Origin of the sequence: Selenomonas sputigena, assembly GCF_026015965.1 — a bacterium.
Lineage (GTDB): Bacteria > Bacillota > Negativicutes > Selenomonadales > Selenomonadaceae > Selenomonas.
This window is the reverse complement of the sequence record NZ_CP110383.1, coordinates 1,167,769-1,191,888: the sequence shown is the minus strand read 5'-3', so window position 1 is coordinate 1,191,888 and position 24,120 is coordinate 1,167,769. Positions and strand designations below refer to the sequence as shown.

General features: G+C 61.1%; 15 protein-coding genes. All 15 read left to right on the top strand.

Annotated elements, in window-relative coordinates; all coding sequences use genetic code 11:
• Positions 1-36: 36 nt before the first annotated feature.
• The 15 genes from OL236_RS05770 (at position 37) to addA (ending at position 24,079) form a co-directional block, all read left to right on the top strand.
• Positions 37-1,056 carry an ATP-binding protein gene (locus tag OL236_RS05770; protein ID WP_265071667.1) on the top strand — a complete coding sequence of 340 codons (1,020 nt, stop codon included), beginning with the start codon at positions 37-39 and terminating at the stop codon, positions 1,054-1,056.
• 10 nt (positions 1,057-1,066) lie between these two features.
• Positions 1,067-3,031 carry a VWA domain-containing protein gene (locus tag OL236_RS05765; protein WP_265071794.1) on the top strand — a complete coding sequence of 655 codons (1,965 nt, stop codon included), beginning with the start codon at positions 1,067-1,069 and terminating at the stop codon, positions 3,029-3,031.
• Positions 3,032-3,058: 27 nt separating this feature from the next.
• Positions 3,059-4,165, top strand: a complete 1,107-nt coding sequence (locus OL236_RS05760; protein WP_265071666.1) for an adenosylcobinamide amidohydrolase — start codon at positions 3,059-3,061, stop codon at positions 4,163-4,165.
• Between the two features lie 34 nt (positions 4,166-4,199).
• Positions 4,200-7,892: a cobaltochelatase subunit CobN gene (gene cobN / locus OL236_RS05755; RefSeq protein WP_265071665.1), complete on the top strand. Its 3,693-nt coding sequence runs from the start codon at positions 4,200-4,202 to the stop codon at positions 7,890-7,892.
• Entirely contained in the window at positions 7,885-8,886 is a 1,002-nt protein-coding gene (locus OL236_RS05750; RefSeq protein WP_265071664.1) for an ABC transporter substrate-binding protein, read from the top strand. Before cobN ends, OL236_RS05750 begins: the two co-directional genes overlap by 8 nt.
• Before the next feature lie 26 nt (positions 8,887-8,912).
• Positions 8,913-9,725 carry a nitrogenase iron protein NifH gene (locus OL236_RS05745; protein ID WP_265071663.1) on the top strand — a complete coding sequence of 271 codons (813 nt, stop codon included), beginning with the start codon at positions 8,913-8,915 and terminating at the stop codon, positions 9,723-9,725.
• A complete protein-coding gene (locus tag OL236_RS05740; RefSeq protein WP_265071662.1) occupies positions 9,715-11,016 on the top strand; it encodes a nitrogenase component 1 in 1,302 nt (433 codons plus the stop codon). The genes OL236_RS05745 and OL236_RS05740 overlap by 11 nt, the downstream gene beginning before the upstream one ends.
• Positions 11,009-12,283 carry a nitrogenase component 1 gene (locus OL236_RS05735; protein ID WP_265071661.1) on the top strand — a complete coding sequence of 425 codons (1,275 nt, stop codon included), beginning with the start codon at positions 11,009-11,011 and terminating at the stop codon, positions 12,281-12,283. The genes OL236_RS05740 and OL236_RS05735 overlap by 8 nt, the downstream gene beginning before the upstream one ends.
• Before the next feature lie 106 nt (positions 12,284-12,389).
• Positions 12,390-13,223, top strand: a complete 834-nt coding sequence (locus tag OL236_RS05730) for an ABC transporter ATP-binding protein (RefSeq protein WP_006192292.1) — start codon at positions 12,390-12,392, stop codon at positions 13,221-13,223.
• A complete protein-coding gene (locus tag OL236_RS05725; RefSeq protein ID WP_265071660.1) occupies positions 13,220-14,260 on the top strand; it encodes a FecCD family ABC transporter permease in 1,041 nt (346 codons plus the stop codon). The genes OL236_RS05730 and OL236_RS05725 overlap by 4 nt, the downstream gene beginning before the upstream one ends.
• Before the next feature lie 102 nt (positions 14,261-14,362).
• On the top strand, positions 14,363-14,809 hold the full coding sequence (locus OL236_RS05720) for an Hsp20 family protein (RefSeq protein ID WP_006192295.1): 447 nt from the start codon (positions 14,363-14,365) through the stop codon (positions 14,807-14,809).
• Positions 14,810-15,012: 203 nt separating this feature from the next.
• The gene (locus OL236_RS05715; protein WP_264919203.1) at positions 15,013-15,801 is read left to right on the top strand and encodes a CheR family methyltransferase; all 789 of its coding nucleotides are present in this window, start codon (positions 15,013-15,015) and stop codon (positions 15,799-15,801) included.
• Positions 15,802-15,837: 36 nt separating this feature from the next.
• Complete coding sequence (locus OL236_RS05710) at positions 15,838-16,806, top strand: phenylacetate--CoA ligase family protein (RefSeq protein ID WP_265071659.1); 969 nt, start codon at positions 15,838-15,840, stop codon at positions 16,804-16,806.
• 86 nt (positions 16,807-16,892) lie between these two features.
• Entirely contained in the window at positions 16,893-20,327 is a 3,435-nt protein-coding gene (gene addB, locus OL236_RS05705; protein ID WP_265071658.1) for a helicase-exonuclease AddAB subunit AddB, read from the top strand.
• Positions 20,324-24,079, top strand: coding sequence for a helicase-exonuclease AddAB subunit AddA (gene addA / locus OL236_RS05700; RefSeq protein WP_265071657.1), 3,756 nt, complete (start codon positions 20,324-20,326; stop codon positions 24,077-24,079). Before addB ends, addA begins: the two co-directional genes overlap by 4 nt.
• Positions 24,080-24,120 lie beyond the last annotated feature (41 nt).

The following is a 24,120-nucleotide window of genomic DNA, read 5'->3' as shown; positions in this document are numbered from 1 at the left end:
GATAGATTCCAAAATTCGGAGAAAGGGAAAACCTGCATGATGAAAAAGACGTATCCCTTTTCTGCCATCGTGGGGCAGGAAGAGATGAAGAAGGCGCTTTTGCTCAATATCGTCATGCCGTCCTTAGGCGGCGTGCTGATTAAGGGCGAGAAGGGGACGGCGAAGTCGACCGCCGTCCGCGCCGCTGCCGGACTGCTGCCCGCCATGCGGGCGGTGGCGGGCTGTGCATGCCGCTGTGACCCTGCGGCGCCGGAGTTTTTCTGCGACGATTGCCGCAGGAAGGCTGCGGCGGGCGCACGCATGAAGGAGGAGAGCGTCCCCATGCGCGTCGTGGAGCTTCCCGTCAGTGCGACGGAGGATCGCGTCGTGGGCACGCTCGATATAGAGGCGGCGATCCGGCATGGCAGGAAGGAGTTTGAGGCGGGCATCCTCGCGGAGGCAAACCGCAGCATTCTCTATGTCGATGAAATCAATTTGCTCGACGATCACATCGTTGACATCCTGCTCGATTCAGCGGCGATGGGCGTCAATACGGTGGAGCGCGAGGGCATTTCCTATGCACATCCGGCACGCTTTGTGCTCGTGGGCACGATGAATCCCGAAGAGGGCGACATACGCCCGCAGCTGCTCGACCGCTTCGCCCTTTCGGTGACGGTGACGGGTGAGCGCGAGGCGAAGGATCGCATCGAGGTGGTGAAGAGGCGCATCGCTTATGAGCAGGATGCGGAGGACTTTGCAGCGTCCTACAGGGAGCAGCAGGAGGCATTGCGCGAGCGAATCGAAAGGGCGCGCTCTCTCCTCAAAAGCGTCGCCGTGGCAGATAGAATGCTGGAAAAGGCGGCGCACATCTCGCTCGCGCTCGGCGTCGACGGACACCGCGCCGACATTACGCTCATCAAGGCGGCGATGGCGAATGCCGCCTTCTCGAGGCGCACGGAGGTCGAAAAGGAAGATATGAAGGCCGTCAGCCGCCTCGTGCTCGCGCATCGTCTGCGCCGCCGCCCCTTCGAGGAGGGCGAGGTCGACTGGTCTGCTGTGGATGATATACTGGCTTGAGGAGATGGGCATGGAATATCCGCGCTATCCGTTTACCGCTGTCGTCGGTCAGGAGCAGGCGAAGAGGGCGCTTCTTCTCGCGCTCGTGAATCCGCGCACGGGCGGCTTGCTCATTTCAGGCAACCGCGGCACGGCGAAATCTGTCCTCGTGCGTGCGGCAGCGCCGTTCACGCCGACGGGGAGTCTCGTCGAACTGCCGCTCGGCGCGACGGACGATATGGTCTTCGGCAGCCTCGATGTGGATGCGGCCGTGCGGAACGGCGAGCGTCGTCTGCGCCATGGACTCCTGCATCGTGCGGCGCATACGCTCATTTACATGGACGAGGTGAACCTCCTGCGCGAGGAAGTCTTGAAGTCTGTCTTAGAGAGCGCGTCGGCGGGGATGTTTTCCTTGGAACGCGACGGCATATCAGCGGTCGAGGAGATAAGTTGCATCCCTGTCGGGACGATGGATCCCGCAGAAGGCGTGCTCTCGCCCGTGCTGCTCGACAGCTTCGGCATGTTCGCAGCGATGGATGATGTGGAAGAGACGGAGCAGCGTGCTGAGATCGCGCGGCGCGTGCTCGCCTTTGAGCGTGCGCCAAAAGCTTTCTGCCGCATGTATGCGCAGCAGGAAGCCGAGCTGCAGCAGAAGGCGGCACGAGCGCGAGAGATGCTTCCTGCTGTGGAAGTTTCCCGTGCCATCCTGCATCTCGCTGCACAGTATGCCGCACGCGCCCTTTGCGTGGGAAATCGTGCCGAAATCTATCTCGTGGAAGCGGCACGCGCCTTGGCGGCGTTCGCCGGGCGCATCTATGTGATGCCGCAGGACATCGAGGAGGCGGCTCTCTTCGTGCTCGCGCATCGCATGAGCCGAAAAAAGGAGCAGCGCGAAGAAAGAAGCGGACAGCAGAAAGAGCCGCAGGAACAGGAACAGCTGCAGGAACAGCAAGCTGAGTCGCGGGAAGAGTCGGAAGATGAGGTGGATGATGCGCCGCAGGAGGAGCGCCCGGACGATGTTTTGACGAGAGATGCGACGGGCGGCGAATCGAAAGAGCAGGAAGATGATAGAGGAGAATCGCAGGAAAAAGAGGCGCAGACCGACGAGGAGCAGGCGTCGCCTGCGGATGGCGATTCGGGCGGCGAAGATAGAGATGAGACGCACTCCATAGAAGCGGTTATGGCGCGGCTTTCTCTCCTGCGCAAGGCGGTGTGCGGGAGGAAGGGCAAGAGCGGCAGACGCGCAATCGTGCAGCTTGACGTGCCGGCGGGACGTCCTTGGCGCACATCGCTGCCGCGCCGCGGACGGTGCATCGACCTCGCCTTTGCCGCTACGCTTCGCGCGGCGGCGCCCTATCAGCGCCAGCGGCATGGCGAGCAGGCCGTCGTCATACGCGGCGAGGATCTGCGCGTCTGGATTCGGGCGCGTCGTGCCGCCGCGAACATCCTCTTCCTCGTCGATGCGAGCGGCTCCATGGGCGCGAAGGAGCGCATGAAGATGGTGAAGGGCGCGGTGCTCGCCCTCCTGCGTGAAGCATACCAAAAGCGTGACCGCGTGGGACTGATTGCGTTTCGGCGCACGAGCGCCGAAACGCTCTTGCCGATGACGCGAAGCGTGGAGCTGGCGGAAAAGGCGCTGCGCTCTTTGCCGACGGGCGGCAAGACGCCGCTCGCGGAGGGACTTGCCGCCGCGCTCAAGATGATGGATGAGCTCGGTCGCAAGGAAGGCGCGGAGACGGTGCTCGTGCTCGTGACAGACGGCAGGACGAATGTTTCTGCAGCGGGGAAGGCGAAGGAGGAGGCGCTGCGCGCAGCGGAGGAGATCGCGCGAAGAGACGCGCACTGCATCGTGCTCGATACGGAGAAGAACTTTCCGAAGGTGGGACTGGCGCCTGAGATTGCGCAGCGCATGAATGCCGGCTACGCCACGCTGGAGCGCCTTTGTGCCGAAGGCGTATTGGAAGTCGTGCGGCGTTTTCGCGATATGCAAGCGTGATGGTGCGTGATGGAGGGGCAAGAGCAGATGGAATTGGCAAGACTGACGACGGGCGACATCGCTTATCGCTATGACAAGAGCATCGTGCTGGTTTTCAGCGGGCCACGCAAGGTACTCAGCACTTCGCTTTACAATGGCGGCTACCATGAGGATTTTGAGGCGGTGTTCAACCGCGATATGACGCAGGGATCGGGAATGCCCTGCGAGTCCTTTGCACCGACGTACGTCGAGAGCATGAAGATCGTTGCGGAGCGGCTCGGTCTTGCACCGAAATTGACCTCGGGCATGGGGACGGCGGCGCACATGGAAAACGCTTCCATCGTGTCGCGAAGCTACAAGGAACTGACCGTGACGGCGATCGTAACGGGCGGCGTGGAAACGAACGGCGGGCGTGTCGGCGATCCTGCATCTTACTACAAGACGGCGGAGAAGAAATGCGGCACGATCAACATCATGCTCGTCATCGACGCCGATCTGCCGCCCGGCATCCTTGCGCGTGCTCTCGTGACCTGCACGGAGGCGAAGACGGCGGCGCTGCAGGAACTCATGGCGCCGAGCCGCTATTCCACAGGACTCGCCACGGGTTCGGGCACGGATCAGACGATCGTCGTCGCCAACAGCGAGTCGCCGCTCTTCTTCGAGGGCGCAGGAAAACATTCCAAGCTCGGCGAGCTCATCGGTCTCGCCGTCATGGCGGCGGTCAAGGAAGCGCTCAAGAAGCAGTCGGGGCTTACGCCCGCGCAGCAGCACGATCTGCTGCGCCGCTTGCGCCGCTTCGGCGTCACGGAAGAAACGCTGTGGCAGCGATATAAGGAAGAGGTGGGCGACGATGCCTTAATTAAGGCGCAATTCATCGCAGCTTTGGAAAAAATGATTGCTGTGCCGGCGCTCTTCCCCTTGGGCGTGCTCTTCATCCATCTTTATGATGAGCATCTCTGGGGACTGTTGGAAAAAGGGGAGACTTGGGAAGCAGCCGAAAAGCTGCTGAAAGAGATGGCAACAGCGCTTCGTCTGAAGACGCAGGAGGGCGTACTCATGCAGGAAGGCTATATGGAGTCCCTTGCGATGCTTCTCGTGCGTGCCGTCGTCGAGCGTGCGGCTCGGACAGTTTCGGAAGCAAACGGATGCAGATGATGCATGAACCAGTGAACACGAGAGGTGCAGCAAAATGAAGATCGCAGTCTATACGAATATTCAGCGCGTCTTTGCGCTCGTCCATCGCGTGCAGGAAGCGTGCGTGTCGGCAGTTCCCTCGCTGGCGATTGCCGTCCGCCTAGCGGATGGCATGGATTCGTGGCGCGAGGCGCAGGAGAAGGCTGATGTCACACTGTTCCTGTGGATGGGCACGGGGCTGGACAATCCCTTCCTGCAGCAGGCGTCGCGCACTTTGCAGAAGAGCCGTGCGCCGCATTTGATTCTCGTGGACAATGCCGAGCATGACAAGGTCAGCTATGACTTCTCGGCAGAGGAAATCGCTCTCGCCTGGCAGTATTTCCGCTGCGACGGTGAGAAGAATATGAAAAATTTCCTGCTGCATCTTGCCAAAAAGTTCGGACTTTCTGCTGAGCCGGAGCCGCCGCGCGCGCTGCCTTGGCACGGCATATACCATCCCGATTGGCATGGCGATTGCCAGGACATTGAGGGATATCGTGCCGCGCATTGCCGTGACGGCCGGCGGACGATCGGCGTCATCTTCTATCGTTCGGAGTGGATTGCGGGGGACTTCACCTATCACACGGCATTGATTCGTGCGATAGAGGCGCAGGGACTCAATGCCGTCGCAGTCTTTTCCAATTCCTATCGCGACGAGCGCGTGGAGTCGCCGACGCTCTTTGACGCCATGAAGCGATACTTCTGTCGCGACGGGAAGACCGTCGTTGACGCCATCATCACGACGATGAAGTTTTCCATCAAAGCGGGCGGTACGCGCATAGAAGACCTCTATGCGCTCGGCGTGCCGCTTCTTGAGGCGTATACGGTGCTTGCGCCCAAGGAAGAATGGGAAAGGTCGCCTGCGGGTCTCGACCCGATGGAGGTGTCCTTCAGCGTCTGTATGCCGGAGTTCGACGGCGTCCTTCATGCCGTGCCGATTGCGGCGAAGGTGCTCGATGAGACGGGAACGCCTCGCTATGCGCCGCTTGAGGAGCGCATGGAGCGTCTGGCGCGAAAGGCGAAGAAGTGGGCGAATCTGCGCCATAAGGCGAACGGCGAGAAGAAGATAGCCATCGTCTTTCACAACTATCCGCCGACGAATGCGAACATCGGCAGTGCGGCGGGGCTTGACTCGCCAGAGAGCGTGCGCCGCCTCCTCGCGAGGATGCGTGAGGCGTGCTATCGCGTCGATTTCGTGCCGGAGAGCAGCCAAGAGCTCATGGATATTTTTACGAATCACGCGACGAATGACCGCCGCTTCATGAGTGAAGAGCGGGTAAAGAATGCCGACGGACAGCTTACGGCGGCGCAGTATGAAAGATTCTTCAAGGAGCTGCCGCAAAAGGTCAAGGAACATCTGAGAAAGGATTGGGGCGAAGCGCCGGGCGAGGTGTTCAACTACGACGGCACGCTGCTCGTGCCCGGCACGCTCAACGGCAATATCTTTCTTACGGTGCAGCCGCCGCGCGGCTTCGGCGAGGATCCGGGCAAGCTGCTGCATTCGCCGGACGCCGCGCCCACACATCACTACATCGGCTTTTATCATTGGCTGCGCGATCTGTGGCAGGCGGACGCCGTCGTCCACGTCGGCACGCACGGCTCGTTGGAGTGGCTGCCGGGCAAGAGTACGGCGCTCTCGAACGAATGCTATCCCGACGTCTCGCTTGGCGATCTGCCCGACGTATATCCCTACTGGATCACGATTGTAGGCGAGGGCATACAGGCAAAAAGGCGCGGCGCAGCGTGCCTCATCAGCCATCTTTCGCCGCCGATGCAGCTCGCGGGCGCTTTCGACGAGCTGCAGGAGCTTGAGCAGGCGCTCGACGAGTACGTTCATTTCCGTGCGGCTCAGCCTGACAATCTGACAGCGGTACAGGAAATCGTGCGCGAGAAGGCGGCGCTCTGCCATTTCGAGGATTCCATCGAGGAAGGCGAGGACTTCGACGCCTATGTCGCTGCTCTGCACAATTATGTGACGGACATCAAGAACATGCAGATCCGCACGGGACTTCATATCCTCGGGCAAGTTCCGGAAGCTGAAAAACTCTTAGACCTCGTGCTCGCGCTCGTGCGCGTCGAGCATGGCGGCGAGCCGTCGCTCCTGCGTCTCATCGCCAAGGAAGAGGGCTACGATTACGAAGAGCTTTTGGAGCATAGCGAACGCATGACGGAGGACGGCATGACGTACGGCAGAAAGCTCGATGCGGTGGAAGACCTCATGCGCCTGCTTCTCGTGCGCCTCGCCGCGCGCGCCTACATGCCGCAGGCGGCGAGAGAAGCGTTGGCTTTGGAACCGTTCGCCTCGTACAGTGCAGCGGGCAGGGAAGGACTTCTGGCGGCGCTCGGCGAAGTTACGGAGAAGATCGTGCCGCGTCTCCTGCGCACGGAGGAGGAGTTGACGGGCACGCTCCGCGCTCTTTCGGGCGGCTACATCGAGCCGGGGCCGGCGGGAGCGCCGACGACGAACGGCGCAGACGTCCTGCCGACGGGACGCAACTTCTACGGACTCGATCCGCGCTGTCTGCCGACGCCCGCGGCGTGGGAGTACGGCAAGGAACTGGGCGATGCGCTCGTCGAGCAGTATATCAGCGAGGAGGGACGCTACCCGGAGGCGGTCGGCATCGTCTTCTGGGCAGGCTCAAACATGCGCAGTCATGGACAGTGCATAGCCGAGCTGTTCTACCTCATGGGCGTGCGCCCCGTCTGGCAGAGACCGTCGCAGCGCGTCGTCGGGCTTGAGGTCATCCCTCTCGCCAAGCTCAAGCGGCCGCGCATCGACGTGACGGCGCGCATCAGCGGTCTCTTCCGCGATGCCGTGCCGAACGCCATCCGCTGGGTCGACGAGGCTGTGAAGCTTGCAGCAGCGCAGGATGAGAGCGCAGATGAAAACTTCGTGCGCAAGCACATCCTCGCGGACACGGCATGGCTCGAAGAGCAGGGCGAAGAGCATGCTCTCGCTTGGGAACGCGCCTCGTGCCGTATCTTCGGCGACCCGCCGGGCGCTTACGGCGCGGGCGTCGGCGACCTTTTGGAGTCGAAGGCATGGCAGACGCTCGACGATCTCGCGGCCGTCTACACGCGCTTTTCGGGCACGGCGTACGGCGCGGACAGCGTGGCGCGCGGCTACGATCCCGAGCTTTTCCAGCGGCGCATGAAGGAGCTTGATGTCACGGTCAAGAACGAGGACACGCGCGAGACGCACATGTTCAGCTCGGACGATTACAACGCCTACCACGGCGGCATGATTGCCACTGTGCGTGCGCTCACGGGCAAGGCGCCGCGTTCCTACAGCGGCGATACGAGCGACCGTCAGCGCATCGTCGTGCGCACCGTCGCCGCAGAAGCCGAGCGGCTGTTCCGCGGCGAGGCGATGAATCCGAAATTCATCGAGGGCATGAAGGAGCATGGCTACAAGGGAGCTTCCGACCTTGCGAATTATCTCGCGCACAGCTATCAATGGGATGCGACGAGCGCCGTCATGGAGGATTGGATGTACGAAGGATATGCGCGCAAGTATGTGCTCGACGCGTCGATGCAGGAGTGGCTGCAGGAGGTCAACCCCTGGGCGCTGCACCGCATGGCGGAAACGCTGCTAGAGGCGGAGCAGCGCGGCTTGTGGAAAGCGCGTGAGGAGACGAAGGAGGAATTGCGCGAGCTGTTCCTCTCCATCGAGGGCGATTTGGAAGAGAGGGCGGAACAAATTGTATAAGGCAAAGAAGTATCCGCGATTTGCAGCAGTCGTCGCATGCGCCGCGCTCCTTTTTGCGCTCTTTCTGACGGGCTGCATGGGCGAAAAGGAGGAGGCGTCGAGCGCGTACCGTGTGACCGATGCGGAGGGAACTGTCGTCGAGATTCCGCATAAGCCCCGGCGCATCTTGACGATCAGCGCGGGCACGGATGAAATGATGCTCGGTCTTGTCGAGCCGGAGCGCATGGCGGCAGTCAACGACTCGCTCGCGGACGAGAAGCATACGAATGTGCCGTGGGTGCGCGGGAAAATTCCCACGGTCATCACGCGCAGTCCGTCTGTCGAGCAGGTCGCCGCGCTCTCGCCCGACCTCATTATCGTCACGCCGTGGCTTCCCCGCGAGAACGCTGATGCCATGCGCGAGCTTGGCGTGCCGGTCGTCGTCTGCCGTGCGGCGGCGACGATGGAGGACATCCATGCCAACATCCGCCTCTTTGCAGCAGCCGTCGATGAGAAGGAGCGCGGCGAACGACTGATCGCGAAGATGGAGGAAAAACTCGCGGAGATCGAAGAGAAGATGAAGGATGTTCCCGAGGAAAAGAAGCACAAGAGCATCGCGCTCATCTCCATCATGCCCAACTACGGCGGCGCCGGCTGCACCTTCGATGAGCTTTGCAGCCATACGGCGTCGATCAACGCAAAGGCCGCCGCAGGAAACCGCATGGGACAGGAGATGACGAAGGAGCAGCTCGTCGCGGCGAATCCCGACTACATCTTCCTTCCGAGTTACGAAGACGCAGAAACGCGTGAAGAGAATTACGGCAGGCAGTACATGGAAGATCCGTCTCTTCAGCAGATGACAGCCGTGCGGGAAAAGCAGATCGGCCATCCGTGGGCGCGTTACGTCTACAATCTTTCACAGAACATCGTCTTCGGCGTGCAGGAAACGGCATGGATTCTTTACGGTGACGCTTTTCGCCAATCGCGGCAGGAATTTCTCTCGGCGGTGGAGTAAAGATGTAAAGAAAGGCGGCTTTGAGATTGAAAAAGATTGCGTTTTACGGCAAGGGCGGCATCGGCAAATCGACGACTGCCGCCAATGTATCGGCGGCGTTTTCGCGCGGGGGAAAGAAGGTCTGTCAGATCGGCTGCGACCCGAAGAACGATTCGACGCGGCTTCTCCTGGGGCGCATTGCGCCGCTCACTGTGCTCGATGCGGAGCGCAGCAAGAAGGGCGCGGCACTCTCTCTTGCAGAAATCGCGCATGAGGGATACGGCGGTGTGCGCTGCATTGAGGCGGGCGGCCCCGAGCCGGGCGTCGGATGCGCGGGGCGCGGCATCATCGTGGCGCTCGAAAGGCTCAAGGCGCTCCATGCGTTTGACGATGTCGATGTCGCCATCTACGATGTACTCGGCGACGTCGTCTGCGGTGGTTTCGCCGTGCCGATACGAGAGGGCTATGCCGAGGAAATCTACATCGTTTCCTCGGGGGAGCTCATGTCGCTCTACGCGGCGAACAACATCGCCAAGGGCGTGCGCCGCTTCGCTGCGCGAGGCGTCGTGAAGCTCGGCGGCATCATCGGCAACGGGCGCGATGTCGCACGCGAGAAGGAGCTTTTGGAAGCCTTTGCCGCACGCCTCGGCACAAAGCTCATCGCCTACATCCCGCGCTCTGCCGCCGTACACGAGGCGGAGATCCATCGGCAGACGCTCATCGCCTACGCGCCGGATTCCGCACAGGCGAAGGTTTACGAAGAACTTGCGGCGGCGATTGAGGGAAATGCGGATCTCGTCATCCCCAAGCCGATGGCATTTGAAGAGTTGGAAGATCTGGTGGAAAGCTATGGGAACTGAAGCGAAACGTGTGGTGATGCGCCGCACGAATTGCAGCTGCAGCATGCCGGGCGTCTGGCGTGCGCTTTCCTTCGTGCGCGGCGCTCTCGTCATCTTCCACAGCCCGCGTCCGTGCGCTCACATCGCCCATGGCATGGATGTGGGAAGTTTCCATCGCCTTCGTGCGGCGGGAACGAAGGTGCGCCTCTCGCCTGTGCCGCTTCTGACAAGCTCGTTGTCGGACGCAGAGGCGATTTTTGGCGGCGAGGGTCGTCTGCGCGAGTGCATACGCTTCGCCGCAGAAAAATATCAGCCGCAAGCGATATTTATCGCCAATTCCTGTGTGAGCGGCGTCATCGGCGACGATACGTGCGCCGTGGCTGAGGAGATGGAGCAAGAGCTTGGCCTGCCCGTCAGCGCCGTCTCGGCGCACGGCTTTCTTGACGGCGAGTATTATGCAGGCTACCTTGACGCTGCACGCGTGCTCGTCGATCGCTTCATGAAGCCGGCAGAGCGCCGTGCGGGAAGCGTCGTGCTGCTCGGCGACTGCGGCGGCGTCCACGGCGAGTACGTGAAGGAATTGTGCCGCTTGCTCGGGTTTCTTTCCCTGCGCGTCGAGGGGCAGTTTCCGTCGTATCTCGCCCTGTCTGAGATGGATGTCGTGCCGGCAGCGGAGCTTCTCATCGTGCTCGGGCGGCGAAGCGACGAGAAGCAGGCGCTTCTCGTCGACTTGGCGCGGCACATTCATGAGCGTTTCGGCACGCCGTACCTTGCCGATGTCTATGCGGTCGGCTCGGAGGAAACGAAGGAGTGGCTGCGTGCGGTCGGCAGGCTTTGCGGCAGGGAAAGGGAAGCGGAAGAAGCGATTCGCGCGGAAGAAGCGGCGTTTCAACGCGCCGTGGACGAGGTGCGGCCGACTCTCGCAGAAAGGCGCGTGACATTCGCCATCGGGCGCGACCTCGACTGGTTTCAGCCGAAGATCATCATGCGCCTTCTGAAGAAGGCGGGCGTAGAACTGGCGGGCGTCGTCCTCCTTGATTCGTTCCTGCCCGGGCGGCGCGAGGTCATGGAAGAAGAGGTCGCGCGTCTGACGGATGCGCCGATCGCCCATGAGGGAAGCCGCGAGGCGGAGGCGCTTTTCAAAGCGGCGGATTTCGTCCTGACGACGCACGAGCTTACCAACGCAAGGCTGCGGCAGATCTTCCTCGCGCTCATGCCATCCGTCGGCTGGTCGATGGAAAAGAAGCTCCTGCGCGATATGGTTCATATCGTCTGTCGTCACGAAAGCCGGGGAGGTCTGATCTATGGCTGAGCAGGAAAGGCGTTTCGATGATGTCTGCGCTTGGACGGACAGCTGTGCGCTCGCGGGCGCGATGGCATTTTTTGCCGCCTGGCAAGACGCCGCCGTCATCGTCAACGGCCCCATGTGGTGTCATTACTTCGCGCTGCGCCACGTCGAGCATGGCGTGAGCGATGCCGTGCGACGCACAGGCTGCACGCAGCTCGACAACGATGCCATCGTCTTCGGCGCGGAGGACTATCTGCTGGAAGCCCTGCAGCCCTATATCGCTGAGCCGCCGCGCCTTTTGGCCATCGTCAGCAGCTGCGCCGCAGGACTGATCGGCGACGATGTAGCCGCCATCGCGCGGTCGGCGGGCATTGCAGCGCCCGTCGTCGCCGTCGACAGCAGCGGCCTTGCGGGCAGCTTCGCCGCAGGCTGGAGCAAGGCTGCATGTGCGGCAATCGAGGCGCTTCTGCCTGAAAAGAAGGAGGAGAAGCCGCATGGCGTGAACCTTCTCGGCATGACGGCGAGCTACTGCAACGGGGCGAACGACGCGCGAGAACTCGTGCGCCTTTTGCATCTGGCGGGCTATGAAGTGAACGCCGTCCTCGGCTGCGGCGAGACGGCGGAGGAGCTGCAGCATCTGCCCGCCGCCGCGCTCAACATCGTCGTGCACAGGGAGTTGGGACTCGCTCCGGCAGAGATGCTCGCGGAGCGCAGCGGCACGCCCTTTGTCGCACCGCTGCCGCCTTACGGCAGGGCGGGCACGCGGCATTGGCTCGAAGAGATCGCAGGCGCTTTGCCTGCGCCGCGCGAAAAGGAGGTACAGGAAGAACTTTCGCGTGTGGAAAAGGAAGATTTTCTGCGCCTGAACGAAATAAAGAGCATGTGGGGCGAGCTTTGGTTCGACGAGGCGCTCGTGCGTGCGCCATCCTCCATGGCCTGGGGGTTGGCAAGAGCCTTGCGCACGGAGTGGGCGGACGTGCGCTGCCTCGCTGTGGCGGCGGAGGCAGCGGAAGCGGCAGATGCCACTGGGATCGCCGACGAGGTTTTTTCTGAAACGCGTACGGCGGAGCTGGCGCAGTTCCTCACCTCCATGAAGAACGGGCTGCTGCTCGCGAGCAGCAACGAAGCGGCGCAGGTCGCGCCGCAGCACGCGCAGTTCCTGCCCGTCGCCAGTCCTGTGCTCGACCGCATTCAGCTGACGGATGCGCCGTTCATGGGACTGCGCGGCTCGCGCTTCATCGAGGAGCAGCTCTGGAACGGTCACATTCTGCGACGACAATGGATGTTATAGATGTCATAAAGGAAGCACGGATAAATAAAGCCGCCCGAATGTGTGAAGAAGGGTAAGTGGATTTATCCGTGCTTTCCGAGCAAAGGAGCGGTGGAATTTGCAGGAAATGATACGGGTTGCGGGCCTTTATGCGGGCTATGAGCGGCAGGTGATCTTGGAGAACGTCTCGTTCGGCATTGCAGCGGGCGAGATGGTCGGTCTCATCGGGCCGAACGGCGCGGGCAAGAGCACGCTTTTGAAGACGATGCGCGGCATCTTGGCGCCGCTCGCGGGCGAGATCTCTGTCATGGGACAGAGAATCGGCGATTTGCCGGCGAAGGAGTTTGCGAAGAGCGCCGCTTATCTGCAGCAGCATCTGGAGATGACGTTCGATTACTCGGCGCGCGAGGTCGTGCTCTCGGGACGCTATCCGTATCTCTCGTGGTGGCGGCAGGAGCAGGCGCACGATATCGCCATCGCTGAGGCGTGCATGGCGTACACGGGCGTCGCGGAACTGGCGGAGAAGCCGCTTCAGGCCATGTCGGGCGGACAGCGCCAGCGCGTGCTGCTCGCCAAGGTGCTCGCGCAGCAGACGCCCGTGCTCTTTCTCGATGAGCCGGCAACGGGACTGGACATCATCTATCAGGAGGAAATCTTCCGTTTTTGCCGCGAACTTTGTGCCGCGGGCAAGACCGTCGTGCTCGTCGCGCATGAGCTTTCCCTCGCCGCACGCTTCTGCTCGCGCCTCCTGCTCATCGGACGCGGTGCGCTCCTCGCCGACGGTCTGCCGCGCGAGGTGCTGACGGCAGAGCTTCTGACACGCGCCTACGGTGCGCCCATCAAAGTCGTGGAGAATCCGCTGACGAATCATGCTGAGGTCTTCACGGAGGCGGAGAAGGGTGCAGGCAGGAAATCACATCTCCTGCAGGTCATCTTGGGAAGGGAGGAGGCAGCGTCATGAAAAAGAATTACGAGAAGAGAAGCCTCTTCTTTTGGCTTCTTCTGCTGTGCCTCGTCGGCTTCGCCGTCGTCCTGTCGATGAGCTCAGGGCAGTACGACATCTCAATGGAGTGCGTGCTCGCAGCTTTCTCCCATGCGGCGGGTCTTCCATTCTTTTCCGATGTCACGGTTACGCCCGAGCAGCAGGCGGTGCTCTGGCACATCCGTCTGCCGCGCACGCTCGTCGGCCTCATGGTGGGGGCGGGGCTGGGCATCTCCGGTGCAGTGCTGCAGGGCATCTTCAGCAACCCGCTCGCCGATCCCGGCATCATCGGCGTATCGAGCGGCGCTTCCGTCGGAGCTGTGCTCGCCATCGCGCTCGGCGTCTCCGCTGTCAGCGTCTTTTCGCTGCCTGCTTTCGCCTTCACGGGCTCCATGCTCGCCGTGGGGCTTACCGTGTCGCTTTCCATGCGCCACGGGCGCATTCCTGTCATGACGCTCCTGCTCTCGGGCGTCGTCGTCGGCATGTTCCTCGGCGCGTGCACGGCGGCGATTCTCACGGTCATGAACGAGCAGAAGATGCAGCAGTACCTTTTCTGGACGATCGGCGGCCTCGACTATCGCCGCTGGGATCACGTCCTTCTGGGAATCGCGCCGATCAGCGGCGGCGCCTTTCTCATGCTGCTCCTCTCACGCCATCTGAACCTCCTCGCATTCGGCGAGGTCGAGGCGCGTGCCGCAGGCATGCCCGTGACCTTCTTCCGCCTGCTCTTTCTGGCGCTCGCGTCGCTGACGACGGCGGCGGGCGTCTGCATCAGCGGCAACATCGGCTTCGTCGGACTCGTCGTGCCGCACATGATGCGCCTCCTGATCGGCCCTGACCATCGGAAGCTGCTGCCTGCAAGCCTCCTGGCCGGCGGCATATTCCTCGTCGTCTGCGACTCCTTGGGGCGCATCCTGCTTCAAGGCATGGAGATCCGCGTGGGCATCATGACGGCATTTATCGGTACGCCGTACTTTCTCTATCTGCTGCGCCGCCACATGAAGCTGACCTCTTGATTTTTCCTCGACAACCTTGTCCGTCGCTTGAATTTTTTAGCAAAACACCGTATAATATAAGAAATGAGAATAGGACGTGAGTGTTGATCGGAGGAAAACGTCATGATTCGCAGCATACCTTTCAATTTCCGAAACAATGCGGAGAAGACGCGCGATACGGTGGAGCGCGTGGTGGACTTCATCATGGAGCAGCCGCTCAATCCCATTGGCAAGGTGACGGGGGCGCTCGCTTCTTTTCGCTGCGACATCCTCGATGAAGAAAATTACTATGAGATTGAAGCGGAACTGCCCGGCGTCCTCAAGGAAGACGTCTCTCTGACCTACGAGGACGACAAGTATCTGACGATTGCCGTGGAAGTTCCTGAGCGCGAGAACCACTTGAAGTATCTGATGCGCGAGCGCCGCACGGGTCGCTTCGAGCGTTCCTTCGCCGTCGACGGCATCAAGTGGGAGGAAAGTGCGGCTTCGATGGAGAATGGCATCCTCAAGGTTGTCCTGCCGAAGCTCGGCGTTGAGGACATCAAAAAGAACAGCATAGAGATCAAGTAGGCTGAGGGTCATCATGGGCTGCTGCTCAGTGCAGCAGCCTTTTAGCGCGTTCATGAGAAAAAACAGGATTCTTTCCCTTTGTGTAGAATTAAAAAGAGTAAGGTGTGTCATCTCGCTTTGAAAAGCGGCTTGGCACTTTTCGCAGAACGAAATGAGAGGCGGCGGCGTACGCGATGTCCCCGCCGGCAGGAGGTAAAAGGAATATGTTGGACGATCAGGATTGGGGCGCATTCAAGCGGAAGCTCAAGGCGAAGGCGGAGATCGACCTTGATCTCTACAAGGAGCCGCAGATGAAGCGGCGTATCGGCAGTCTTGTGACGCGCAAGGGCTACGATTCGTATACGAAGTATTTCGATATGGCGACGCAGGACAAGACGGAGTTTGACGCCTTCATCGAATATCTGACGATCAACGTCTCGGAGTTCTTCCGCACGCCGGAGAAGTTCTCGAAGCTTGAGACGGACGTCATTCCCGATTTGTTGACGCGCTCGCCCAAGCTCAATATCTGGAGCGCGGGCTGCTCCATTGGCGCTGAGCCGTATTCTCTGGCGATGATCTTGAAAGAGATGACGCCGGGCAAGCAGCATCGCATCCTCGCGACGGATCTCGACGTCGAGATCATTGCCAAGGCGAAGAGGGGCGTCTACACGGACAACGAGCTCAAGTGCGTCGAGAGTCCGCGCCTCAACAAATATTTCACGAAGGGAAGCGACGGTACGTTTGCCGTGCATGAGGACATCAAGAAGCTCATCGAGTTCAAGCGTCACAACCTTTTGAAGGATCCCTTTGAGACGGGCTTCGATCTGATTCTCTGCCGCAACGTTGTCATCTATTTCACGGAGGAAGCGAAGTTCGACCTCTACACGAACTTCTTCCGCGCACTGAAGCCCGGAGGCATCCTCTTCGTCGGCGCGACGGAGGCAATTTTGAATTTCCGCAAGATCGGCTACACAAGTTACCAGCCTTTCTTTTATCAGAGACCGCTGGCGTGAGCGAGGCGGCATCTTTGAGGAAAGGGGGCGGGGCAGGTGTTTGCAAACGAGAAGATCGAGTGCATGAGCCGTGATGATTTGCGGGATTTGCAGCTTGTGCGCCTGAAGAAGGCGGTTTCTTGGGCGAGTGAGAAGAGCGCCTTTTACCGCACGAAGTTTGCAAACGGCTGCGCGTCGCAGATTGAGAAGCTGGAAGACATCGAGAAATTGCCGTTCACTTCTCTGCCCGACATCCTCGCGACATCGCCGTTCGATTTCCTCACGCTTCCTTTGAGTGGTGTCCTGCGCATCAGTTGCCGCAATCATACGGGCGCTGTCGTCAAGATGTATACGAACGGCGACATTGCGAGAAACGTCGACATGTTGACGCGTGCTCTCGCAGCGACGGGCGTCTATCGCGCTTCTGTCGTCGGCATTCTCGGCGACATGTCGGACGGACGGCTGCTCGATTTGCAGATGGCGGCGGAGGTGATCGGCGCGACGACCGTGCTGCTCGGCGAGGACATGCAGTCGGCGGTCGAACTCGTGCGCCTGACGGGTATGGATACGCTCTTGGCGAGCCAGCCGCTCGTCATGCAGCTCATCGTGCACGCGCAGATGAAAAACATCGAGCCGTCGACCTTGCCGATCAAGACGGTCGTCTGTCTGAACGAGGCGATCTCGAATCCGATGAGACGCCATATCTCGGATCGGCTGCAGACTGAGGTGCATGACCTCTTCGCTTCGACGGAGCTGGGAACGGCGGGCCTTTTTTATCCGTGCGGCAAGGGGCAGGGGCATCATGTGCAGGAGGATTACTGCTACACGGAGCTCATTGAGTTCAGTGGCGCGAAAGTCATTCACGAGCCTGGACGCATGGGTGAGCTTGTCGTCACGATGCTCGCTGCAGAGGCGATGCCGCTCATACGCTATCGCACGGGACAGGCGGTCATGCGGCTTGACGAGCCGTGCGGCTGCGGACGTGCCTTCGTGCGCCTTGCGACGCCGTTCGGCTTGACGCGCTGAGCCGTTTATATGACAAAAATGCCGCGGGCATCTTTTATGCCGCGCGGCATTTTTCTTTGGCACGAATGGGAAACGAGGGAGAAGATATGATCGAGTTCATCCTGGGGCGTGCGGGAACGGGAAAGACGCACGCCTGCCTCTCCAGCATGGCAGAGCGCATGAAGGCAGAGCCTATGGGCAGCGCCCTCGTGCTTCTCCTGCCCGAACATGCGACGTATCGTGCAGAGCGCCGCCTCGCCGCTATGATGGCGGGTGCGGGCGAGGGATTTGTGCGCGGTCTCGTGTTCGGCTTCAAGCGCTTCGCGCGTCATGTACTGCAGGAGACGGGCGGTGCGGCAGCCGCACGCATCACGAGCGTGGGCAGACGGCTGCTGCTGAAACGCATCCTCGCCGAAGAAGGAGAGAGCCTGCAGGCATTCGCGCGTGCGGCGAAGCAGCGCGGCTTTACAGAGACGCTGGAAAGAGCTATGGAGGAGATGCGCAGCTACGGCATCGACAGCGACGCCTTGATGCAGGCGGAATCTGCGCTCGCTGACGATGATCTGTGCCGGAAGCTCGCGGATCTCGCGCTCATCTACAGCCGCTACAGAGAGAAGATGGCGGGGCGCTACAACGATACGGGCGACATGCTCGACGCGCTTGCCGAGAAGATTCCTTCCTCGCGCCTTTTGGAGGGGGCGGAGGTATGGGTTGACGGCTTCTCCTTCTTCAATCCGCAGGAAAGAAAGATTCTTGCGGCGCTCTTCCAAAAAGCGAAGAATGTGCATATCACGCTGACGTTCGATCCGACGGATGAGGCGGCCATGCAGCGCGAGGGCAGCCTCTTCTATCGGCAGGCGCAGACCTTGCAGCAGCTGCGGCGGTTGGCGCAGGAGATGCAGATTCCCGTGCGCGTGCGCAGCTTGGAGGAGAGGCGGCGCTTTCAAAGCGATGTGCTCGCCGCCATCGAGCGCACGGCGTTTTCCTTCCCTCTCGTACCGCAGGCAGGGGCGGCGGGCGTCGCGCTCGTCGAGGCGGCGACGAGGCGGCTGGAAATGGAGGCGGCTGCTGCTGACATCGTGCGCCTGTGCCGCGAGAAGGGACTGCGCTGGCGCGACATCGCCATCTTGACGCGCGACGAGGCTGCCTACGGCGACATGCTCGCTCTGACGCTTGAGGACTGCGGCATCCCGTACTTTCGCGACAACAAGCGTGAGGGCGTCCATCATCCGCTCGCCGAGCTCGTGCGCTCGGCCTTCGAGGTGCTGCGCGGCTGGCGCTACGATGCCATGTTCCGCGCACTGAAGACGGGCTTTTTCAAAAAGACGCGCGGTCAGATCGACCTGCTTGAAAATTATGTGCTGGAATTCGGCATTCGCGGCTCGCGCTGGACGATGGAAGAGGATTGGCATTGGCATCGCCGCCGCAGTCTGGACGAGGAAGAAGAGGGCGCGACGCAGAAGGAAGCGGAGCGCCTTTGTCAGATCAATTCCTGCCGCCGCGCCGTGGCAGAGCCCCTGCAGGAGTTTGCGGCGCAGGTGAAGGCGGCATCGACGGTGCGCGGCTATGCTGAGGCGCTCTATCGTCTGCTGCTCGCGCTCGACGTGCCGCAGACGTTGGAGCGGTGGGCGGACGAGGCCGAGAAGGCGGGTCGCCTCGCTGAGTCGCGCGAGCATCGTCAAATCTGGGACGACGTCATCTCCCTGTTGGAACAGATGGCAGAGACGAGCGGCGACGAGACGATCAAGGTGCGCGAATTTGAGGACGTCTTGGGCGACGGGCTTGACGCCCTGCAGATTTCCTTGATTCCGCCGGGACTCGACTATGTGACCGTCGCCGATTTCGACCGGAACAGTGTAGAAAATGCACGTGCCATCTACATTCTCGGCGCGAACGAGGGCGTCATGCCGCGCCGCAGCCAGGAGAAGGGGCTGCTCTCCGATGCTGACCGGCTGCATTTGAAGGAGGCCGGGCTGGAGCTTCCGCAAGGCTCCGTCGAGGGAAGTTTCAACGAGAGATTCCTGCTCTACAAAGGATTCACGGAAGCGCGTGACTATCTGTGGGTTTCCTATGCTCTCGCCGATACGGAGGGAAAGGCTCTCCTGCCCGCCTCTCTGCTCGGGCAGATCCGCACCGTCCTGCCTGCCGTCTCTTTGCAGACCGTTCCGTTGGAGGGGGCGGAGCGCCGCCTCTTTGCGGGCGGTCGTCAGGCGGTGACGGCTCTGGCGGCGGCGCTGCGCAGCTACCGCGAGAAGGGGACGCTTGAGCCTTTTTGGTGCGACGTCTACAACTGGGCGTTGGGGGAGAAAAAGATGAGCATTGTCCTGCAGAAAGTGCTGCAGGGCATATTTTCGCATGCTGCGGCGGAGCTTCTGCCCAAGGAGCTGGCGGCGGCGCTCTACACGAAGAATCGCCGGCTGCGCGGCAGCGTCACGCGCTTTGAGTCATTTCGCGCCTGTCCTTTCCAGCACTTTGCACGCTATGGCCTGCATCTGGCGGAGCGCCCCGCGCATGGCTTTCGCACGCTCGACCTCGGTGTGCTGCTTCATGCGGCTCTGCGCGAATTTGGCGAGCGGCTGAAAAAGGACGGCAGACGCTGGCGCGACGTAGGTGAAGAGGAGTGCGGCGAGATCCTGCATGAGATCCTTGGCCTGCTTGCGCCACGGCTGCAGAATGAAATCCTCCTGAGCTCGAAGCAGTACGAGAATCTCCTCGTGCGCATCGAGGAGACGGCGAAAAAGGCGCTCGTGCGCCTCATCGAACTCGATGCGGCCAGCGAGTTCCGCCCCGTCGCCTTCGAGCGTTCCTTCGGACGCGGTGCGGGCAGCCTGCCGCCGCTGACGTATGCGCTCGCTGACGGCTCTTCGCTCGAAATCACCGGACAGATCGACCGCATCGACATGGACGAGGCGGGGCGCTACTTCCTCATTCTCGACTACAAGACGGGCGCGGCATACATCAACCTCGTCGAGGTGTACTACGGTCTGAGGCTGCAGCTTCTGACCTATCTGCTCGTCGCCAGAAACCTCCTCGCGCACACCGAGGAAAAGGAACTTCTGCCCGCAGCGATGCTCTACTGCTTCTTGAAGAATCCGCTCGTCACAGCGCCCCATCGCATCGATGAGGCAGAGGCGAAGAAGCTTCTGCAGGGGCAGCTCAAGATGCCCGGCTGGGTGCTCGCGGACGCCGACGTCATACGCGCACTCGACAGCACCTTCAGCTTCACGAAGGTCGCCTTGACGAAGAAAGGCGAGATCGACAAACGGAAGCTCGATTACGTCAAGACGGAAGAGGAGTTCGCCATCCTGCTCGACTACATCGCCTACATTCTCAAGGATACGGGAAGGCAGATCCTCTCGGGCGAGGTGCGCGCCCTGCCGTACCGCCTCAAGGACAGGACGGCATGCCGCTTCTGCCCGTACATCGCCGTCTGCGGCTTCGACCCGCTCGTGCCGGGCTTTTCCTATCGGCGGCTGCAAAGCCACGAGGATGCAGAATTGATGGACAGCATGGAATTGAAAGGACAGGAGGATGCCGAATGAGCGACGCACGCAAATGGTCTGCGGCACAGCTACGGGCGATCGAGGAAAGGGGCAAGAATCTGCTCGTCGCGGCGGCCGCCGGATCGGGCAAGACCTCGGTGCTCGTCGAGCGCATCATCCGCCGCATCCTGCAAGGGGAGACGGACGTCGATCGCCTTCTCGTCGTCACCTTCACGAACGCCGCTGCCGCCGAGATGCGCGAGCGCATCGAAGCGGCTCTCGCGCAGGAAATCGCCAAGGGCACGGCGTCGCCGAAACTTGAGCGCCAGCTGGCGCTCCTTTCCAACGCCTCGATTTCGACGCTTCACGCCTTCTGCCAGAACGTCATTCGGCGCAACTTTTCCGTCATCGACCTCGATCCGAAGTTTCGTCTTGCAAACGAGCAGGAGAGGCGTCTGTTGCAGCAGGATGCGCTCGAAGAAGTCTTTGAAAAAAAGTATGACGAAGCACAGGAGGATTTCCTTTCCTTTGCCGCCGCTTACGGTACGGAGCACGGCGATGAAGCTCTCTATGCCATGGTATTGCGCCTCTATGCCTTTTCGTGCAGTCAGCCCTTTCCCTCGCGCTGGCTCGATTCGCTCGCCGAGAGCTTCGACCTCGCAGAGCAGCAGCGTCTTCTCGATACGCCGTGGGCGCAGTCCGTGCTCGCGCAGATTTCCTTTGAGCTTGCTGCCGGTCTCGCCGCTATTGAGCGGCTCGTCGAGAAGGCGGCGGCGCTCGGCTATGAGACGTGCCATGCTGCATTGGAGGGGGACGAGAAAATCCTTAAAGACCTGCTCGACGCCTTGGCGGCAAGGGATTGGGAAAGACTGCGCCAGGCGTTCTCTTCGTATGCTCATGCGAGGATGAGCTTCCCCAAAGGCATGGACGAGGAGGAAAAGGAGGAGGCGAAGCGTCTCTTTACGCAGCCGCGTGATCGCGTGAAACAGCGTATCAAAAAGCTCAGGAACACGTATTTTCATGCGACGGAAGAGGAGCTTCTCGACGATCTTCGCGCTCTTTCAGGCATGGCTCATGCCATCGTCGACGTCGTCAAGGATTTCACCGTCTCTTTTCAGGCGGCGAAGAAGGAGCGCGGCGTCGTCGATTTCAACGACTTGGAGCATTTCGCGCTCGCCGTCCTCTGCGACAAGGATGTATCGGAGGGAGAGCTTCGCCCCTCGGCGCAGGCGCTCGCCCTGCGCGAGAAGTATGAGGAAGTCATGGTTGACGAGTATCAGGACACGAACGGCGTGCAGGAGGCGATTCTCTCCCTCGTCGCGCGTGATGACAACCTCTTTGCTGTCGGCGACGTCAAGCAGAGCATCTATCGCTTTCGTCTTGCCGACCCGCAGCTCTTCCTCAAGAAGCAGCGCGAGTATCCGACCTTGGGAGAGAAGTATGCACGCATCGACCTCTCGGAGAACTACCGCAGCCGCGCGGGCGTGCTTGCGGCTGTGAACTGGATCTTCTCGCAGCTCATGACGCCCGAGGCGATGGAGCTTACATACGACGATGCCGCGGCGCTGCACTTTGCGGCGCTCTATCCTGAAGATTCGCCAAAGAGCCTTGCGGGTGCGGTTGAGCTGCATATCATCGAGAGTGACGCCGAATCGTCTGTTGAGCCTGAGGAAGAGGACGAGGAAAAGGCGGAAACTTCGGCTGTGGCAGATGGCGGTTCAGAGACGCCGGATGGTGAGGAGGAAGAAGAACTCAAGGGCTTCGCTCTGGAGGCGGCGTTCATCGCACGGCGCGTGCGGGAACTGATGGCGAGTGGTGCTCTCGTCGCCGACAAGGACGGCTATCGTCCGCTGCGCTGGCGTGACATCGTGATCCTTCTGCGTGCTGTGCGCACCAAGGCGGACATTCTCCTCGAAACGCTGCGCGATGCCGACATTCCCGCGTATGCGACGCTCGATGCCGGCTATTTCCAGGCGACAGAGGTGCGCGTCGTGCTCGCCGTGCTCGCCGTCATCGACAATGCGCGTCAGGACGTGCCGCTCGCGGCGGCGCTCTGCTCGCCGATCGTCGGACTGTCGGTCAGCGAGTTGGCGGAGCTTCGACTCGCCGCGCCCGAAGAGGACATCTTCGGCGCGCTCCTCGTCGTCAATGACCCTGCAGCGAAATTCTCTGCATCTTTGCGTGAAAAGGTCGATGCCTTCCTGCGGCTTCTCAAAGGTTGGCGCGACCTTGTGCGGCGCGTCAGCGTGCCCGAACTCATCTGGCAGATCTACCGTGACACGGGCTACTACGACTACGTCGGCGGCATGGCGGGCGGGCTTCTTCGCCAAGCGAACCTGCGCATGCTCGCAGACCGCGCACGCGACTATGAAGAGACGAACTTTCGCGGACTCTTCCGCTTCCTGCGCTTCATTGAGAAGATGCAGCAGATGGAAACCGACCTCTCCGCCGCACGCACGCTCGGCGAAGGAGAGGACGTCGTGCGCATCATGACGATTCATAAGAGCAAGGGACTGGAATTTCCCGTCGTCATCGTCGCGGGACTCGGCTCGAAATTCAACATGCAAGATGCGTCGCAGGACCTCCTCATGCACCGTGAACTGGGGCTTGGACTCTACCGCACGGAACGCGAGAAGTCGCTTCGCTACTCGACGTTTGCGCGGGAGGCGGTCGCCGAGCGCATCAAGCGCGAGAGCAAAGCGGAGGAACTGCGCGTCCTCTATGTGGCGATGACGCGTGCGAGGGAAAAGCTCATCCTCGTCGGCTCGACGAAGAAGCTTGCTGCATGCGCAGAGGGCTGGTGCACTTTCGTCACGCAGACGGAGCGTGCGCTTCCCGCCCATGCGGCGCTTGCGGCAAACTCCTTCCTCGACTGGCTCGGCATGACCGTCGCACGCCATGCGGACGGCGCACCTCTTCGGGAGAAGGCCGCGCTCCTCGAAACGCGCGTCGCGCCCGAAGGAGAGGACGAATCGCGCTGGCAGGTGGAAATCGTGCCGGCCTCTGCTGTCGCGAGCGTCAGCGCCGCCGTCGCCGAAGACGACGAATTATTCGAGAAACTGCGCAGGAGAGAGCCTTTGGAAGCGAGCGAGGAAAAGGACGATGTCGAGCAGATGCTCGTTTGGCAGTACGCGCCGCACGGCGTCGATAACGTGCCGGCGAAGCTTTCCGTCACGGAACTCAAGCGTCGCTTCTCCGTCGAAGATGCGGCGGAGGAGAAGGCATATATACCGTTGAAAGAAGTGCACGGCAGTTCCAAGAATGTATTCAAACGCCCCGATTTCATGCAGGAAAAGGCGGGACTTTCTGCGGCGGAATACGGCACTCTTATGCACGCAGTATTGCAGCATATCGACCTCGCGGGAGACACTGGCCGCGAGGGTCTGGAAAAGCAGCTGGCGAAGATGGTGGAAAAGGAGCTGCTTCTGCCCGAACAGGCGAAAGCCGTCCGTCTCGACGCCGTAGCATCCTTTCTGCAGTCGCCGCTCGGCACGCGCATGAAGAAGGCGCGGCGCCTCTGGCGCGAGCTTCCCTTCAGCCGCCGCCTCGAAGCGCACCGCTTTTACCCCGAGGCCGAACCCGAGGCGCGGATCTTCGTCCAGGGCGTCATCGACGTGCTCTTTGAAGATGAAGCCGGTGCACTCGTGCTCTTGGACTACAAGACGGACAAGAACACGCGTCCCGCAGCCGTGCGAGAGAAGTACCGCCTGCAGATCGAGATTTATACGGAAGCCGTGGAAGCAATTCTAGGCCGCAAGGTGGCGGAGCGCTGCCTCTACCTGCTGCAGGACGGCAGTGTCGTGCAGCTGTAGGGAAGAGAGAATGTAGCAAGAGCTGGGAGGCAAAAAGCAAA

What these genes read in the sequence shown, in the direction of transcription:
- addB (WP_265071658.1), top strand. Translation starts at nt 16,893, where the DNA reads ATGATCGAGTTCATCCTGGGGCGTGCGGGAACGGGAAAGACGCACGCC.
- OL236_RS05740 (WP_265071662.1), top strand. Translation starts at nt 9,715, where the DNA reads ATGGGAACTGAAGCGAAACGTGTGGTGATGCGCCGCACGAATTGCAGC.
- OL236_RS05730 (WP_006192292.1), top strand. Translation starts at nt 12,390, where the DNA reads ATGATACGGGTTGCGGGCCTTTATGCGGGCTATGAGCGGCAGGTGATC.
- addA (WP_265071657.1), top strand. Translation starts at nt 20,324, where the DNA reads ATGAGCGACGCACGCAAATGGTCTGCGGCACAGCTACGGGCGATCGAG.
- cobN (WP_265071665.1), top strand. Translation starts at nt 4,200, where the DNA reads ATGAAGATCGCAGTCTATACGAATATTCAGCGCGTCTTTGCGCTCGTC.
- OL236_RS05725 (WP_265071660.1), top strand. Translation starts at nt 13,220, where the DNA reads ATGAAAAAGAATTACGAGAAGAGAAGCCTCTTCTTTTGGCTTCTTCTG.
- OL236_RS05735 (WP_265071661.1), top strand. Translation starts at nt 11,009, where the DNA reads ATGGCTGAGCAGGAAAGGCGTTTCGATGATGTCTGCGCTTGGACGGAC.
- OL236_RS05760 (WP_265071666.1), top strand. Translation starts at nt 3,059, where the DNA reads ATGGAATTGGCAAGACTGACGACGGGCGACATCGCTTATCGCTATGAC.
- OL236_RS05770 (WP_265071667.1), top strand. Translation starts at nt 37, where the DNA reads ATGATGAAAAAGACGTATCCCTTTTCTGCCATCGTGGGGCAGGAAGAG.
- OL236_RS05720 (WP_006192295.1), top strand. Translation starts at nt 14,363, where the DNA reads ATGATTCGCAGCATACCTTTCAATTTCCGAAACAATGCGGAGAAGACG.
- OL236_RS05765 (WP_265071794.1), top strand. Translation starts at nt 1,067, where the DNA reads ATGGAATATCCGCGCTATCCGTTTACCGCTGTCGTCGGTCAGGAGCAG.
- OL236_RS05715 (WP_264919203.1), top strand. Translation starts at nt 15,013, where the DNA reads ATGTTGGACGATCAGGATTGGGGCGCATTCAAGCGGAAGCTCAAGGCG.